This is a genomic window from Paenibacillus thailandensis (assembly GCF_042685365.1).
Lineage (GTDB): Bacteria > Bacillota > Bacilli > Paenibacillales > Paenibacillaceae > Paenibacillus_AP > Paenibacillus_AP thailandensis.
In genome coordinates, this window is record NZ_JBHUMY010000007.1 from 211,411 (window position 1) to 226,970 (window position 15,560).

Sequence of the window (15,560 nt, forward strand, 5' to 3'; positions counted from 1 at the left end):
CTCTTCCTTCTCAGGCGCCGCTGCCGCCGGACGCAAATTCGTTGTATTCGTTCGTGTACACTTGATCGACCGTTACTTGGCCTTTTTCGATTTTCCCTTCGTTTTCGAGAATGTCGATGTAATATTGAATCGGCGGCTCCGTTACGACGAGGTTGTCGACGTAAGCGAAACGGTCTACGTATTTGACGTCCATGCCGAGCCGCTTCGCGATAATCTCGCGCGCTTCCTCCGGGTTGGCGTTCACCCAGTTCGCCGTCTTGGCGATGGCGCTGACGAAATCCTTCACCGCTTGCGGATGCTCTCTCGCGAACTTGCCGTTGACGCTGTAAGGAGCCATGCCGCCGAGGCCGCCGTCGAGATCGTAATCGCTCCACAGCTTGACGAGCTTGTCGTTATGCTCCGCCTTGCCCGAGTAAGGAGCGTGGATGATGGCCAGATCGATGCCGCCTTGCTCCAGCGTCTGCTCCTGCTTGTCGTCCGGCACGACGAGGAACTTGATTTTGCTGACGTCCACGCCCTGCTCCCGGAACCACTTCTTGGAGACGAATTCGGCGCAAGCCCCGAAGCTGTTGAAGCCGATCGTTTTCCCTTCGAGGTCCTTGGCGGTCTTGACGCTTCCGTCGTTGCGCGCGAAATATTTCATATGCGGCGCATCCTCCAGCGTCTTGCCTCCGGCCGACACGACCTTGATGTCGGCCCCGCTGGCGATGGCCGAGATGACCAGCGGCACCATGCGGGAGCCGAAGTCGATGTCGCCCGTCCCGACGAGCGGAATGATCTGCGGCGCAGCGATTTTGCCCACGTATTTGGGCCTGGTGCCCGTTCCTTCGAAATAGCCGAGCTCATCGGCCAAATAAACGAGGTCGAAGCCCGGGTTATCCGGGTATTTGAATTCGACGATTTCCTCCTTGCCGTCGCCGCCCTCCTCCGGCTTGCCGCCGCTTGGCGAAGCTTGCCCGCCGCAAGCCGACAGCAGAACGGCCATCGCCAGCAGCGACGAAGCGATAGCCGCCGTCCGGCGGCGAACCGAACGATCGTTTCCTCTTTTCTCTCTATTCATCACGTTTCCCTCTCCTTTCGCGTATCCGCTAAGGCCCGTTCCGGTCCTTAGCCAAGCTTCCGATCCACTTTGCCCAGCAATAGCCGCTTGTCGTACTCCGCGTATTGCGCCGCATAGGTTCTTACCGGATCGCCGGCGTAAAACCGTTCATACAGCTCGTGTCTGGCCCCAAGTCCCCCGCCCGTCAGTTCCCAGGCCAGCTTAAGCAGCTTCAGGCGCTCCCCCGCGTCGCGGTCCGCTCCCCGGAAAGCGTGCCGCAGATGGTGACGGAGCGGTCCGTTCAGCTCCGACAGCGAGGAAGGAGCTTGCAGCAAGCCCGCTCCGGAAAGCTGCTGCAATATTTCGAGCGCCCGGGGATAATAGCGGTTGCCGAGGTTTTTGGCCGTCACGATCGGCTGCAGGTCCGGCTCCCACACGCCCGGGCGGCACGGCTTCGAACGGTGCTCGGCGGAGGCGAGCAGCGCTTCGACCGACTGCACCTGATAATAAAGCTCCGCCAGCTTCTCCTTGACGTGGCCGAATTTCGTTATGCCGATCGACTCGGCCAGCTCGGTCCCTACAGCGGCTACGAATTCCAGCTTGCTTGCCAGCCGGACGACGTTCTCGTGCAAGCTGACGGCGTTCGCGAAGCGGTCCGACCGCAGCTTCCAGATTGCCTCCGGATTCCGGTTGATGAATACCCTCTCCCACGGAATGAGCGCGTCGTCGAACACGAGCACCGCGTCCATCTCGTCGTAACGCGAAGACAGCGGATGATTGTCTTCGCCCTCGGCGGCGAACGGCTCGCGGCACAGAAGATGGACGCCCGGGCGGCCCGGCGATGTCGCGAACATAACCGCGTAATCTCGCTCTTCCGCCGTCTTCGGGCTGTGCGGCGACACCATTATTTCATCCATGTACGGGCCGCCGGTCGCGATCAGCTTCGTTCCCCGCACGACGACGCCGTCCTCCGTCTCGCGCACGACGCGCAGCGCCGTATACAGGTCGCCCAGCTCATGCGCGGCTTTGGAGCGGTCGACCTGCGGATCGTGCCCGGCGGCCGTAAGCAGCAGATCCCGATCTCTTGCGTGCGCGTAATAACGGGCCAGCTTCTCGGGAAATTGCGGGCAATCCTCGCGAAGGATGTCCCGCGAGACGTACCAGCCGGTCAGCTGCGAGCGGTAGAACCCTCCGACCCGGCTCATCACGCCGAAGGTGGCGTCGGACCAGATGCGAAACGAGCGCCCTCTCCGGAAGACGTCCTCCTTCGTCGCCGGAGGCAGAAACGCGAGATTGGCCCGTGCGCCGGAATCCGGGGCCGTATAAGTAAGCTCCGGGCCCAGCTCGGGATCGTCCTGCAAGTCCATGAGCCGGGCGACCGACCGGACCGTGCCGCGGAAGGCGGGGTGATTCGCCAGATCGGTTACGAGTTCTCCGTCCAGCCATATGTTGCGGCCGTCATTGAGCCGCTTCAAATACCGGCTTCCCGCCGTCATGGGCCGACCTCTCCTTTCCTGCGCCCGCTTCGGCGGGCCCGTCGTCCCGCCCGGGCCAGCCTGCCGTTTGCGCCAGTTCCACCTCATCCTTCAGAATGGACCAAGCCCGCTGCCGAAGCCGCGTAAACGAATCGGAATTTCGAATGTCCGCGGGGCGCGGACGTTCGAGCGGAATATCGATAATTTCCTTCACCTTCCCCGGCCTTGCGGTCATGACGGCTACGCGGTCGGCCAGAAATATCGCTTCGTCCAAGCTGTGCGTAATAAACACGATCGTCTTTCGGCTGGCGTCCCAGATGCGAAGCAGCTCCGATTGCAAAATTTCCCGCGTCTGCGCGTCCAGCGCCGCAAACGGTTCATCCATCAGCAGCACGTCCGGGTCGTAAGCGAGCGAGCGGGCGATCGCCACCCGCTGCCGCATGCCGCCGGAAAGCTCGTGCGGGTATCGGGACGCAAAGGACTGGAGCCCGACAAGCCGGATATATTCCTGCGCGATTTCGCGGCGCTCCTTCTTGGGCACGCCGCGTATTTCGAGCCCGGCTTCCACGTTGCCCTGAACCGTTCGCCACGGAAACAGCGCATAGCCTTGGAACACGAACCCGTGCCTGCGGTTAACGCCGCTAACCTGCTCCCCATCCACCTCCAGGACGCCTCCCGTCTGCTTCGACAGTCCCGCCAGCAAGCTCAGAAACGTCGACTTCCCGCACCCGCTTGGGCCCAAGAGCGCTAAAAACTCGCCTTCCTGCACCTCGAGGCTGAAATCGTCGAGCACCGTTATCGTCTCCCGCTTCCCGTCCCCGCTCCGCACGGAATAATGCATTTCGACTTGCTTGGCCGATATTTTAGCCGTCATCGAACCTCACCGCCTTTCAAAGATAGCCGCGTCTCTTCCGCGTATGCCCTCTCGGGCAGGACTTGCTCCCAAAACGAGGCGTACCGCGCACGCAGCCTTCCGGCCGGATACAGGCCGTAATAACGCGCCGCTTCCCGGATCGGGTCGCCGAAGGCGTAAGCCTCGTGCCTCGTCCGCCAAAACGCCGCTTCGGATCCGATCAGCTTGAGCGTCAGACGGACAAGCGGATCCGCCTCCCCCGCCTCGGCGAACCATGCGCTCCCGGCAAGCCGCTCCAACAGGCCGAGCGCATGCTTGTAATAAGCCCCGCCCGCCTTCCGCGCCGCGGCGAGCGGCACAACGGAAGGCGCGTACGAGCCGTCCGGCGCGGGCGAAGCTTCGAGCTCTGCGGCGTGTACGAGCGCTTTGAGCGTTTCCAGCCCTTGAATCGCTTCGCCAAGCGCGCTTTGAATATGCAGCTCTTGGCTTAATTCCGTCCGCTCCGCCCAGGCGAAAGCGGCACCCAGCGCCAGCCCCAGCCGTTCGATCTGCCTGGCCGACCATTGATAATCCGCAAGCGCCGTAAACGCCGGATCGCCGGCAAGCCGGCCGGCCGCTTCCGGCAAACGGAAGACGAGCGCCCTCTCCTCGGGAATAAACGCGCCGTCGAAATAAATCGTCACTCCCGCGGATTCCAGCACCGTCTTCGACGTTCCTCGGGACAACGACTCCTTCAGGGGAAGGAGCCATATCGAGCCGACGCCTTGGTCTCCCCGCTCCTGCACGAACAAAAGCAGCTCATCCGCATACAGCACGTCCCGGCCAAAATGCTGCTTCCCGCTTAACGCGATTCCGCCGTCCGCCGCAGCGGCCGCACCGCCGTACGGAACGACCGGTTCAAGCGAAGCCGTCACGATGCGGCGCTTAGCGGCAAGCCGGCCGAAGTTTGCGGCCAGCTTCCCGGCGACGGCCGGATAGGCCGACGCAAACGGCCGATCCCCGGCCCATGCGCTCCAGCCCGTCAGCAGCGCATGAGCGTAATCGGTCAAACCGAGGGCGAACGGAGAATCTCCCCGCTCGATCTCGTAGAAGCCCGATTTCTTCTCCGCCAGCTCCTCCGCGGAGCGCGGCTGGCGGTACGCCCTCTCCCTTAGCGGATGTTCCGAATCGCGCAGAAGCTGCTGCAGCGAACAGCTTGCAAAAAGCTCTTCTTCTCCGTTCATGCTTCGCCTCTCCCTTTACGTCAAAAAAGACCCCTTCCTGCACGGCGGGCGCCATGCAAACGGGGTCTCCATTGAAATGGTGGACTATTCATATTATTCCAACAAAATTACTCGCAATTGATCGATGCCCATAATCTACCACGTCCAAAAACGGCTGTCAACTTTAATTTTTTTGATTCTTTTGGAAGCGAAGCGCCTCAGCCTTTGACCGAACCGATCATGACGCCCTTCTCGAAATATTTTTGCAGGAACGGGTACAAGACGAGAATCGGCAGTGTAGAGACGATAATGACGCCGTATTTGATCTGGTCGGCATAGCGCTGGGCGTAGCCGCCCGCCGCGCCGCCCGTGCCGGCTCCGTTCTGGAACACCTGGTTGGAGAGCAGGATGTCCCGCAGCACGATCTGAAGCGGCTGCAGATTGTTGTCGCGAATGTAGATAAGCGCCGTAAAAAAATCGTTCCAATGCCCGACCATATAATAAAGCGCAATGACGGAAATCATCGCCTTGGAAAGCGGCAGCGCCACTTTCGCGAAATACGTAAAATGCGAGCAGCCGTCGATGACCGCCGCCTCGTACAGCTCCGGAGGAAGCGAGCTTTCGAAAAACGTGCGGGCGATAATCAAATAAAAGATGTTGACGCAAAACGGCAAAATAAAAACCCAGATCGTATTCGTAATATGAAGATCCTTCATCAGCAGGTAGGTCGGAATAAGCCCGCCGTTAAAAAACATCGTTACGACAAACAGGAACATGATCGGACGCCTCGCCTTAAACTCTTTCCGCGACAGGACGTAAGCGGCCGGCATCGTAAACAGCATGTTCACCAGCGTACCGAATAGCGTATAGAACACGGTGTTCCGGTAGCCGGTCCAAATCCGGCTGTCCTGAAAAATTTCCTTGTACCCGAACAGGCTCGTTCCTTTCGGAAACAGCAGCACCTTGCCGGTCGCCACCAGCGTAGAGTCGCTGAACGACGCAATGACGATAAAATAAAGCGGATAAACAATAATCAGAAAAATAAGCACGCATACCGCGCAAAGGACAATCCGGAAGGCCAGCTCCTTCCCGTCCATGCTTTTCAGCGCCATCACGGACACTCCTTCCTTCCGCGAACCGTTAATACAAGCTCGTATCGGATACTTTTTTCGATATGGCGTTCATGCCGAACAAGAACACAAAGTTGATGACGGTATTAAAAAGCCCGATCGCCGAAGCGAAGCTGAACTGGTTGGAAACGATCCCGATTTTGTACACGTAGGTGGCGATCACTTCCGAGACGGGCAGGTTAAGCGAATTTTGCATCAGAAAAATTTTCTCGAAGCCGGTGCTTAAGATGCTGCCCATGCTCAGGATGAACAGGACGATGATCGTCGGCACAAGCGCCGGAAGGTCGACGTAACGAATGAGCTGCCACCGGCTCGCGCCGTCCATTCGGGCGGAATCGTACAGCTGCGGATCGACGGTGGACAACGCCGCCAGGTAGATAATGCTGTTCCAGCCGCAATGCTGCCATATATCCGACAGCACGTATACCGGAATGAACGTGTTCGTCGAAGCGATCAGGTTAATGTGGCCGAGGCCGATCGCCTTCATCATATAGCCGACGACGCCGGTTTCCGGCGACAGCAGCACGTTGAGCATGCCGACCATGACGATAATCGAGATGAAGTGGGGCAAATATACGGTCGTCTGCATCAAGGTTTTCATCCGTTTGCGGCGAATCTGGTTCAATATAAGCGCCAGTATAATCGGCGCGGGAAACCCGAATACGATCGTCGCCAAGCTGATAAAGAACGTGTTTTTCATCAGATCGGCGAACATATAGCTGTCGATGAACTGATTGAAGTAGAACAGCCCGCGCCATTCGCCGCCGGTGAGCCCTTTCGCGAAATCGTAATCGCGGAACGCGAGCTGAATGCCGTACATCGGGATATAGTTGAATATAAAGACGACGGCGATGGCCGGCAAAATCATAATCCACAACTGATAGTCGCGCTTGAGCAGGCGAAGCCTTCCCCGGCTCTGCATCGGGAGCATCCCCTTTCCTTCTTCGGGCAAACGCCGAGCCGCAAGCTGCGTCGGCTCGGCGTTCCGTCCCCGTCGTTATTTGTTTTTCTTGTATTCGTCGTAGTACTTCTGCATAATTTCAAGGTTTTGCTTGAGGCCCGCCTTGTCGCTTTCCTTCACGTAAGCGTCCCACTCCGCTTCAATGCCGCCTTTCGTTACCCATTTCGCGAAGTTCGTGTTCGCCAAATTCATAACGTTCGTATTGTTCAGCGCCATCGTGCTGTTGTCCGCCGTCGAATATTTCATGAAAGTAGCCGGAAGCACGTCGTTCTCCGTGTCGATCTTGATCGCCTCGATCGGCTTGGACTGCTCGATAACCTCCTGCATATCCGTGCCGAGCGTCAGCTTAAGCGAATCCGGGATGTAGAAAGCGCCGTTGTCGGCCATTGTGGACGTCCACTTCCACGTGCCCGGGTCCATGCTCGGATCGGCCGGCGGCAGCACGCTGTAGGAGCCGTCGCCGTTGTCTTTAATGTTCGGGCCCAGCGAGCCGAACAGCACCTGCATGCCGACCTCCGGCGCATACAGCTCGTTGATGAAGCGCATGGCGGCTTCCTTGTTTTTCGACTTGGCCGACATGACGATATGGTTAACGCCGTAGTTCAAGGAGTTGTAGTCGTAGCTCCACGAGATTCCGCTCTCCGGCGTCGCTTTGGGCGGCGTCATCGACGTATATTGCGGCGCAAGCTGCGCGCCGAACCGGTCGGAGGCGACCCATCCGAGCGTGAAGCCGACCTTCGCGACATCCCCTTCGCCCCGCGCCACGGATTGATATTTCGTATAATCGTGCGTGAACACTTCCGGATTGATGAGACCCGCTTTGTAAAGCTTGTTCAGGAACATGACCAGCTGCTTGTAGCGCTCGTCGGTCAAGAAGTTTTTCACTTGTCCGTCTTCGACGAAATAACCTTGCGCACTGCCGTCGGTCAACGTCATGCCGGTGCCGCCGAGCAGATAGGCCGCGTTAAAATAACCGCCGATGCCGCCGGGCCAATCCATCGGAATCTCGTCGTTCGGATCGCCGTTGCCGTTGGCGTCCTTCTCCTTGAACGCGACAAGCACGTCATAAAGTTCGTCCCATGTCGTCGGCACGCCGAGGCCCAGGTTATCCAGCCATTTCTGATTGATATAAAGACGGGAAGCGGAGCTTGGCCAGAACCGCTGGTATTTCGGCAGCCCGTAAATTTTGCCGTCCGGCTGCGTGGCGATGATTTTGGTATCGGGCTTCTCTTCGAACATCTTCTGCACGTTCGGCGCCTGATCCAGCATGCCGGACAAGTCCTGGAACAAGCCCTGGAACTGGGCGAAATCGGCGTCCGTAATGACGTTCGGCCCGATAAACAGGTCCGGCACGTCGCCGCTTGCGAGCATCGTACCCTTCTTCTGCCCCCAATCGGCCGTAATTTCCTGCCATTCGATATCGACGCCCGCAGCGTCCTCCACCTTCTGAAGCCATTCCATCTCGGCAAGAGGCTTCGTTAACGGATGCTTCGTCATAATAGCCGTCAGCTTGACCTTCTGGCCGCTTCCGGCCGCGTCCCCCGACGCGCCTCCCTCGGCATTGCCTCCTCCTCCGCCCGAATTGCCGCTGCAAGCGGTCATAACGGTGGCCGCAACGACGAGCAGCGAGGTGAAACCGATTACTTTTTTCCGCATTCCGATTCGCATTCCTTTACCCCCTCTAATGATTGAAGATGCTTCATCCTGACGGATGCGCGGCGGCTTCGGCCGACCGCTGACCTCACTCTAATCGGTTAAGCGCGCTGCCGTAAACGGACAGTTTTCAAGCGATGCGCATTTATTGAAAGCGCTTAAGTTCCGCTGTTTGCGATTGGCCTCGCCGCTGCAGGATTCGCCGTTTCAACTTTTGTATATGTTCAAAAAGAGCCGCTCCCCAAAGTTGCAACCCCGCGCCCACGCGGTGCATTTCTGCACCTTATGGAGCGCTCCGGCGCCATTCCCCTGGTGCATTTATGCACCAAATTAGGCGCTCCGGCGCCATCCCCATGCCCATGTGGTGTATTTTTGCACCACGTTAGCGCTCCGGCGTCATCCACATGCCCATGTAGTGCATTAATGCGCTTCGCGCGGCGACAAGTAGGCCAGGTACAAGAGATACACTTATACCTGGCCCATATTTAAAAAAACTGCCGCAAGCGGCAGTTCATATGCTATAGCGTCGTCGCCGGCCCGGTTACCCGGCCTTGTGCGTTTCCCGGTATTGCCCGGGCGTCGTCCCGACGATTTTTTTGAAAGAGCGGATAAAGCTCGACGTGTTGGAGAAACCGGCCTGCCGCGATACTTCATCCAGCGTCTGATTCGTCTCCCGCAGCAGCCGGGCGGATTTCTGGATGCGCAGCCAATCGATATATTCCTTGAAGTTTTGCCCGAACGTCTTCTTGAAATAATGGCTGAAGTTGGACGGCGACATATGGAAATGATCCGCGATAAGCTGCAGCGAAAAGTCGGGCTCCATCCCTCTCCGCTCGATAAAATGCACGATTTCGTCCCGGGAGACGCTGCGGGAAGGCGGCAGCGTGCTCCGAATAACGTCGCACAGCTTGCCGCAGCTGTCCCTTATAATTCCGGCCATCTGCTCGATCGTATACCGATGCTGGAAGGCCGCGTCCGTCAGACGGAGCAAGCCGGCGTCGTCTTGGCTGAACCGGTGCAAGCCGTTCAGAATGGCGCTTACGGCATTCAAATAGACGCTCCTCACCATATGCGGCGGCGCTCCTTCGCTGCCCATGCAGCCGATAATCCGCTCCACGACGGATTTGACGGAGGCGACGTCGTTTTTAAGGATCGACAGCTCCAGCGATTGGAGCAGCTCGGCGACGTACGATACCGTTCCCGCCTTCGGGGCTTCCATCTCGTCGAACGGAAGCACCCGGCATTCGCGGCGGAGGCGCAGCTGCTCGGATGCGCGCAGCGCCTGCAAATAAGCCAAATGAACCGCTTCCGCCGATTCGGGCGCGCCCGGAATTCCGGCCCCGATAAACGACCGCATGCCGAGGTCCTCCTCCAGCTCCCGCCGAACGGCGTCCAAATAAGCTTTAACGGGAAAATCGGGCTCGCAGGAGCCGATAAAGACCATTTCCTGATTGTAAATGCTCTTGAAATAATAGCCCTGCAGCCCTTCCGTCAACCTCTCTTCGATAATCCGGAGCTTATTCGCCGCATCGCAAAACGTCCGGCCGCCGGCCCCGCCTCCGTCGTCCGTATCGGTTGCTTCAATGGATAAAACCGCGACAACCATGGACGGATACGGAAACGTCACGCCGTAGCCCTGCGCATCCTTGCGAAAGTCTTCCCAGGCTTGAACCTTTCCGCTTACAAGCTCAAACAGCAAATTGTCGCGCATAATCGGAAGCGTCCGTTTCACCTTCTCATCCAGCGTGCTGTTGACGGAAACCAGCTCGCCGAGCGCATAGCGGATCGTTTCGATTTCGTTCAGCGTCTTGCGTTCCGCAGGCTCGAACAGCTTAACGGCAAAGTCGACCAGCCCTTTGATCGGGTGATAGTTTTTCCGGATGGAAACGTAAATGATGAGCAGCTCGAGCAGCAGCATCAGCCCGATCAGCAGCACCGTGTTCCGCTGAATCGTTTGGATGCCCTCGATCGTTTTCGTCACCGGCAGCATGCTGACGTACTGCCACCCGTTTTTGTCCGACAGCGAAGACGAGACGATATAGGACTTGCCGTTCAGCCGATAGATGCCCGAACCCTCGGTTCCTTCCTTCAAGCCGGAGACGACGCCGCGAAATTCGTCCATAGCGCCGTAATCCGTCTCCCGCGAGGACAACAGCCGATTGCCCTGACCGTCAAAAATAAAAAAATCTCCCGTATAGTTCTCGGACAACGAATTCATCATACGTATGATCGTTTCCTCGCGCACCATAATGAGAACCGCTCCAGGAGGGTCGTAACCTCCGACCGGCAGCGGAAGAGCAAACGTCAGCATGCGGACGCGGTTGCTCCCCGGAATAATGACGTTTTCCACCGGACGGACAAGCGGCGCTTCCAGCGATTTAAGCGTGTCGAACATTTCCCGGTGCGGCCAGTTTTCATAATAATAGCCGATCCCGGGTTTATCGAAGTCGTCGATACTGTAAGCGCTTCCCGTTTTGGCGAACAAATAACCCGCGCTTTCGATATAAAGCAATGTATTATCGATAAAACCGTCCGTCGCGTTGTATTTGCGCATTTCGTTCGCGATCAGCACCCGCCCGTAATCGCTGTTGTCGTACATTTTGATTTCGCGGTTCTGCACAAGCTCGGACGGCAAATTGTAGACGTATCTGGTAAAGGTGTCCATCGACGCCATGAACTGCTCCGTAATATGCGTGTTCCAGTCCATCTCCTGCCGCTTCACGACGGCCGTCGAATGAGGATAATAATAAACGAGTATGATCAAAACGGGGAACGCGAGGACGAGCATGTAAGAAGCAAGGAATTGGATCAATAAGCGATTCCGGCTTTTTTTCACGGGAAAGCCACCTTTCTCTTAACCGGCAATATCTGAATGCGGAAAGGACGGTGATGCTCGGAAACCTGATAATTAGTCCATATGCGATGCGATAGAAAGAAATTCTTCTTAAATCGTATGTCCATTATACCATTTGGGTAAGCGCCGGCATACCGCCGTGTGCAAAAAGCGGCACGGCATCCGTCAATAGACGGTGCCGCGCCGCTGCCAAGCCCGTTCCGAAGCCGGTCAATAAGTCGGCCAGCCGGAGGAATCCCAATACAAATCGTTAATCAACAGCTTCGGAGTGCCGTTGTCGGTCGCGTCGTAGGCATGCCGCGCTATGACGCTTGTGCCGTATACCGACTGGCCGCCCGGCCCTTTCCACACGCTGTTGCCGGCATCGAATATCGTTCCGCCGCCGTTCATCATATTGACCCCGTTTTTATCCAGGTAGGGTCCCGTAATGCTCTTCGATTGACCGACGACGATTTTGTAGGTACTGTTGACGCCTTGGCAGCAGTTGTCGATCGACGCAAACATCGTATAAACGCCGTTCCGGTATACGATATAGGCGCCTTCGATTCCGTTCGAGCGCTTTGCGATGGAATAGATCGTTCCCGTCGGCTTCATCGTCGTTTTGTCCAGACGCGTAATTTTAATGCCGTCGAACCACGAACCGAACGCAAGCCAAGGATCGCCGTTCGCGTCGATGACCAGGTTCGGGTCGATGGCGTTGTAGGAGGTGGAAGAATTGGATCGGATGACGAGCCCGTGGTCGACCCAATCGCCTTGTATGATCGAAGTGGCCGACATCAGGCCGATCGCCGATGTATTCGAGCCGAACGTGGAGATGGAGTAATAAAGCCATACTTTGCCGTTGTACGTCTTGACGTCGGGAGCCCACACGTCGTTATAGGTCTGGTTCGGAACGTACGTGCTCCACCAGGAGAGCGGCTGGCTGAAGATCGGCACTCCCGTATTCCAGGTGGTGCCGCCGTTTAACGAATACGAAACGGGAAGGCCGGAACCCGTCGCGAAATTCCACCAAATATCTCCTTCCTTAATGATGGAAGGGTCGTGAGTGACGATAGCGCCGTTTAAATTCCAGAACGCCGCATAGCTTTTGCCCGGAACGGCGGCGGACATGCCGAGCAATAACGAGACCGCCGCGAAGATCGAAATCCATTGCTTAAACCTTGCTTTCATCATTTTGCCTCCTCGTTTCAATCGTTTTTTTGTTCCGCTAAGCCTTATCATCAAAGCTTTTGCCTGCCGCTACATAGGCATCCCCCCTTTCGATTCAAAATTAACATAAATGTTAATCATTCCATAAACCGAATCGAAAAGAGGAGGACGGGTGGAAATTAAACGAACAAACCCTCTTTTCTATGTCATACTGCTTCAAGTTTCAAGCATCAAGCAAATAAGATAGCGCTTACATTTGTATATTCACGAATATATTAATTTATTTACAATGTACTGTCAAAAATTTTTTTGACGGATTTATCCAGCGGGTTCGGGCTTGCTTATTACCTTCCAAAAAATAAAAAACCGGCCCCGCCGTTCCTTGTTCGGAACAAGCGGAGCCGCCTTGGCAGCGAAATCGCGGGCTATGCGGAGCGGTGAATAAAAAACGGAACCTTTTCGATGCCCGCCGCTCTGGCGTATGTAAACAGCTGGCCTTTATGGTGGATTTCATGCTCCTTGGCCATATCAAGCATGGCCGCTCCCGGCATTTTCATCCCGTTGAAGTCTACGATGTCATCCAGCTGTTCCGGCGCGATGCTTTCAAGAAGAGCCTTCGTTTCTTCGGTCTGCTCTTTGACGATCGCGCGCAGCTCCTCGACGGAAGAAGCCTTTTGAGGAGGAGCCGACGAAGGCGTATAAGAGCCCGTCTTGACGATTTTGACGAACATTAACGTCGCTCCCGAAACATGCTGCGCCAGCTCGGCGAACGACATTCCTTTCTCCCAAGGCTTATAGCTCAATTGTTCGTCGGAAACGACGTCTAGAAGGTCGAGAAGAGCTTCGCGATGGCTGAGCCACCCTGCAACATAAGCTTGAATCTTCGACATTATGGATCAACTCCTATTCGAATGGTCGTGTGACGCATATCATGCCGCCATCTTCATTGTAAAGCAACGGGCCTTTCCATCTCAACATTCCCCCTCTTGCAGATGCTGCCGGCAGCCTCCCGCTTCTCTTTCTTAAATCCCGGTTTCCCGTAAAATCGGCGGGCTTCCTTACGGTTTTCTCCCGATACGAACTCTATCAATGGGCATTCCCTTTTAGCGGAAAACGCGTCACGAACGCCGTTTCCTCCTCCGAGCTGCGTACGGAAATCGTGCCGCTATGCCGCTCTACGATTGTCCTGGCAATGGCAAGGCCAAGCCCCGTACCGCCCGTGTCCTTGGAACGGGACGGGTCGACGCGGTAAAACCGGTCGAACAGGAAAGGCAAATCCCGCTCCGGAATCGGCTCGCCGAAATTGACGACCTCGGCTACGGCTTCGCCGCCCTCCTCCCGCAGCCGGACGACCACCTTGCCCCCGTCCCGCCCGTAACGGATGGCGTTCGAAATCAAGTTCTCGTACGCCCGGACGAGCCGGTTGCCGTCCGCCGCGATGCGCAGCAGCCGGTCGCTTGCGATTACCGTCCCCTCCATGTCCGCCGCCTTGAGAGCCGGCACGAATTCCTCCATCGGCTGCTTGCAGAAGCCGTTTAATTCAAGCTCGGCAAGCTCAAGCGGCATGCCGTTCGACAGCCTCGTATAATCGAACAGGTCGTCGATCAGCCGTTTGAGGCTAAGCGATTTGTCATAGGCGATGCCCGCATAGCTGCGCAGCTCCTCCTCGTCTTTGTAACGGCCGTTCGCAATCAGCTCGAGAAAGCCCAGAATGGAAGTGAGCGGCGTCCGCAAATCGTGGGAAACGCCCGTAATGAGATCGTTTTTCGTCTTTTCGGCCAGACGTTCCTCCTCCATCGTTTCGGCCAGCTTGCGGCTCATCCGGTTGATGTTATGCGCCACTTCCCCGAGCTCGTCCGCGGACCGTACCGCGATACGGCGCTCGAGACGCCCCTCTCCGATCAGCTGCAAGCCTCGCGTAATTTCCTTTAAGTAACGGATGATCTGGTCGCTCAACAGAAAGAACAGGACGAGAAAGATTACGCTCCCGATTCCGGCCAGAATCGGAAGCTCCCCGATGCGGTCGACCTGCGGCCGGATCCATCCCGCCAGCGCCTCGTTTCGCTTCAGCAGCAGCGAGCCGGTTGCGCGAATCGCCCACAGCAGGACAATCGTTACCGCAACGCTGCAAAAAAACGCAAAAACCAGCTTCCACCGCAGCGTTCGCAGCGGAGGGAGCCCTTGACGTTTATCGGCGAAACGGAACGGAACGGAGGCAAGGCGGCGGCCGAAATAAACGATTCCGGCAAAAAATACGGCGAATAGCGTTGCCCCGGCTATAAGCATAAGCGCATCGGTCCCGATCGATTCGCTCACCCTTGCCCTGAGTTCCCGGTACGGTTCGAACGCAAGCAGGAAGGACCGGACGAACCAGCGCATGAAAAGGATGGCGACGGCGGCCAGCGACAAGCTGGCCATTACAACGGAGAACAGCCTCCAGCCCGGTATCCGTCTCATAACGCTTCCATTTTATAGCCGATGCCCCATACCGTCTTAATGAACTTCGGATTTTGCGAATCCTTTTCGATCTTTTCGCGGAGCTTGCGAATATGGACCATCACGGTGTTTTTGGATTCCATAAAAGGTTCGTTCCAAACGGCCTCGTAGATTCGTTCCGTGCTCAGCACAATGCCGCGGTTGACGGCAAGCAGCTCCAGGATGGCAAATTCCCGCGGCGTAAGACGGACCTCTTCTTGATCTACGGTTACGGTATGCGTAGCCGTATTGATCACCAGATCGTCCACGACGAGCTCGTGCTCGTTCCGGGCTTCCGTCTTATGCACGCCCAAGCGCTTATAGCGCCTGATAAAAGACGATTTGCTGAAGCGCGAAATAGAAAATCGAAAAGAGCAAATACGGCAGCAAAATGTACAGAAGCCGTTTGCGGTAAAACGATGCGACAAGCGCCCGGTCAAGCGGCCTGCCGTAATAATTGTAAAACAACGCGAAGCTGCTCAAAAAAATAAAGGTCGGCGTCCCGTATTTCATGAATATATTGAAAAAATTATAAACGAAATAGAGACGGGACCCCGTCATGTCCGCCGTCGCGAACGAAGTGGAATGGACCGATAGGACGCCGAGAATCGCCATGCCCCGAAGCAGCTGAAGCTCCGGAAGCTTTGGCCGCTTTGCGGCGCCGTTGATTGTAGTCATGGATGTTCCCCCTTAGAAGATCGTTAACGTCTTCTATTAAAAAGGAAACATCTTAACGGACGGCGCCGCTTTTTATGAATAAACAATTAAC

12 protein-coding genes and 1 pseudogene are annotated in these 15,560 nt (G+C 56.6%); all 13 read right to left on the minus strand.

Annotated features, from left to right (window positions below):
* Positions 1-10: 10 nt before the first annotated feature.
* The 13 genes and pseudogenes from ACFSW5_RS08695 to ACFSW5_RS08755 all read right to left on the minus strand — a co-directional run bounded on the left by ACFSW5_RS08695 (position 11) and on the right by ACFSW5_RS08755 (position 15,469).
* Positions 11-1,060: an ABC transporter substrate-binding protein gene (locus ACFSW5_RS08695; RefSeq protein ID WP_379271517.1), complete on the minus strand. Its 1,050-nt coding sequence runs from the start codon at positions 1,058-1,060 to the stop codon at positions 11-13.
* A gap of 47 nt (positions 1,061-1,107) precedes the next feature.
* The gene (locus ACFSW5_RS08700) at positions 1,108-2,535 is read right to left on the minus strand and encodes a 4-hydroxyphenylacetate 3-hydroxylase family protein (RefSeq protein WP_379271519.1); all 1,428 of its coding nucleotides are present in this window, start codon (positions 2,533-2,535) and stop codon (positions 1,108-1,110) included.
* Positions 2,498-3,388 (minus strand): ABC transporter ATP-binding protein, encoded by an 891-nt coding sequence (locus ACFSW5_RS08705; protein WP_379271521.1) that lies wholly within the window; start codon positions 3,386-3,388, stop codon positions 2,498-2,500. The genes ACFSW5_RS08700 and ACFSW5_RS08705 overlap by 38 nt, the downstream gene beginning before the upstream one ends.
* Positions 3,385-4,590, minus strand: coding sequence for a 4-hydroxyphenylacetate 3-hydroxylase C-terminal domain-containing protein (locus tag ACFSW5_RS08710; RefSeq protein ID WP_379271523.1), 1,206 nt, complete (start codon positions 4,588-4,590; stop codon positions 3,385-3,387). Before ACFSW5_RS08710 ends, ACFSW5_RS08705 begins: the two co-directional genes overlap by 4 nt.
* Positions 4,591-4,787: 197 nt before the next feature.
* On the minus strand, positions 4,788-5,681 hold the full coding sequence (locus ACFSW5_RS08715; RefSeq protein WP_379271525.1) for a carbohydrate ABC transporter permease: 894 nt from the start codon (positions 5,679-5,681) through the stop codon (positions 4,788-4,790).
* A gap of 28 nt (positions 5,682-5,709) precedes the next feature.
* Positions 5,710-6,621: an ABC transporter permease gene (locus tag ACFSW5_RS08720; RefSeq protein WP_379271528.1), complete on the minus strand. Its 912-nt coding sequence runs from the start codon at positions 6,619-6,621 to the stop codon at positions 5,710-5,712.
* 75 nt (positions 6,622-6,696) lie between these two features.
* Positions 6,697-8,316, minus strand: coding sequence for an ABC transporter substrate-binding protein (locus ACFSW5_RS08725; RefSeq protein WP_379271821.1), 1,620 nt, complete (start codon positions 8,314-8,316; stop codon positions 6,697-6,699).
* Positions 8,317-8,854: 538 nt separating this feature from the next.
* Positions 8,855-11,149: an AraC family transcriptional regulator gene (locus ACFSW5_RS08730; protein ID WP_379271530.1), complete on the minus strand. Its 2,295-nt coding sequence runs from the start codon at positions 11,147-11,149 to the stop codon at positions 8,855-8,857.
* A 228-nt stretch (positions 11,150-11,377) separates the two neighbouring features.
* Complete coding sequence (locus ACFSW5_RS08735; protein ID WP_379271532.1) at positions 11,378-12,337, minus strand: glycoside hydrolase family 43 protein; 960 nt, start codon at positions 12,335-12,337, stop codon at positions 11,378-11,380.
* Between the two features lie 404 nt (positions 12,338-12,741).
* Positions 12,742-13,206 carry a DinB family protein gene (locus ACFSW5_RS08740; RefSeq protein WP_379271534.1) on the minus strand — a complete coding sequence of 155 codons (465 nt, stop codon included), beginning with the start codon at positions 13,204-13,206 and terminating at the stop codon, positions 12,742-12,744.
* A 196-nt stretch (positions 13,207-13,402) separates the two neighbouring features.
* Positions 13,403-14,773, minus strand: a complete 1,371-nt coding sequence (locus ACFSW5_RS08745; protein ID WP_379271536.1) for a sensor histidine kinase — start codon at positions 14,771-14,773, stop codon at positions 13,403-13,405.
* Positions 14,770-15,129: pseudogene (locus ACFSW5_RS08750) on the minus strand (winged helix-turn-helix domain-containing protein); the annotation flags it as partial. The pseudogene ACFSW5_RS08750 and the gene ACFSW5_RS08745, both read right to left, overlap by 4 nt.
* Complete coding sequence (locus ACFSW5_RS08755; protein WP_379271539.1) at positions 15,110-15,469, minus strand: acyltransferase family protein; 360 nt, start codon at positions 15,467-15,469, stop codon at positions 15,110-15,112. The gene ACFSW5_RS08755 and the pseudogene ACFSW5_RS08750, both read right to left, overlap by 20 nt.
* Between the last annotated feature and the right edge of the window lie 91 nt (positions 15,470-15,560).

What these genes read in the sequence shown, in the direction of transcription:
- ACFSW5_RS08695 (WP_379271517.1), bottom strand. Translation starts at nt 1,060, where the DNA reads ATGAATAGAGAGAAAAGAGGAAACGATCGTTCGGTTCGCCGCCGGACG.
- ACFSW5_RS08700 (WP_379271519.1), bottom strand. Translation starts at nt 2,535, where the DNA reads ATGACGGCGGGAAGCCGGTATTTGAAGCGGCTCAATGACGGCCGCAAC.
- ACFSW5_RS08705 (WP_379271521.1), bottom strand. Translation starts at nt 3,388, where the DNA reads ATGACGGCTAAAATATCGGCCAAGCAAGTCGAAATGCATTATTCCGTG.
- ACFSW5_RS08710 (WP_379271523.1), bottom strand. Translation starts at nt 4,590, where the DNA reads ATGAACGGAGAAGAAGAGCTTTTTGCAAGCTGTTCGCTGCAGCAGCTT.
- ACFSW5_RS08715 (WP_379271525.1), bottom strand. Translation starts at nt 5,681, where the DNA reads ATGGCGCTGAAAAGCATGGACGGGAAGGAGCTGGCCTTCCGGATTGTC.
- ACFSW5_RS08720 (WP_379271528.1), bottom strand. Translation starts at nt 6,621, where the DNA reads ATGCAGAGCCGGGGAAGGCTTCGCCTGCTCAAGCGCGACTATCAGTTG.
- ACFSW5_RS08725 (WP_379271821.1), bottom strand. Translation starts at nt 8,316, where the DNA reads ATGCGGAAAAAAGTAATCGGTTTCACCTCGCTGCTCGTCGTTGCGGCC.
- ACFSW5_RS08735 (WP_379271532.1), bottom strand. Translation starts at nt 12,337, where the DNA reads ATGAAAGCAAGGTTTAAGCAATGGATTTCGATCTTCGCGGCGGTCTCG.
- ACFSW5_RS08740 (WP_379271534.1), bottom strand. Translation starts at nt 13,206, where the DNA reads ATGTCGAAGATTCAAGCTTATGTTGCAGGGTGGCTCAGCCATCGCGAA.
- ACFSW5_RS08745 (WP_379271536.1), bottom strand. Translation starts at nt 14,773, where the DNA reads ATGAGACGGATACCGGGCTGGAGGCTGTTCTCCGTTGTAATGGCCAGC.
- ACFSW5_RS08755 (WP_379271539.1), bottom strand. Translation starts at nt 15,469, where the DNA reads ATGACTACAATCAACGGCGCCGCAAAGCGGCCAAAGCTTCCGGAGCTT.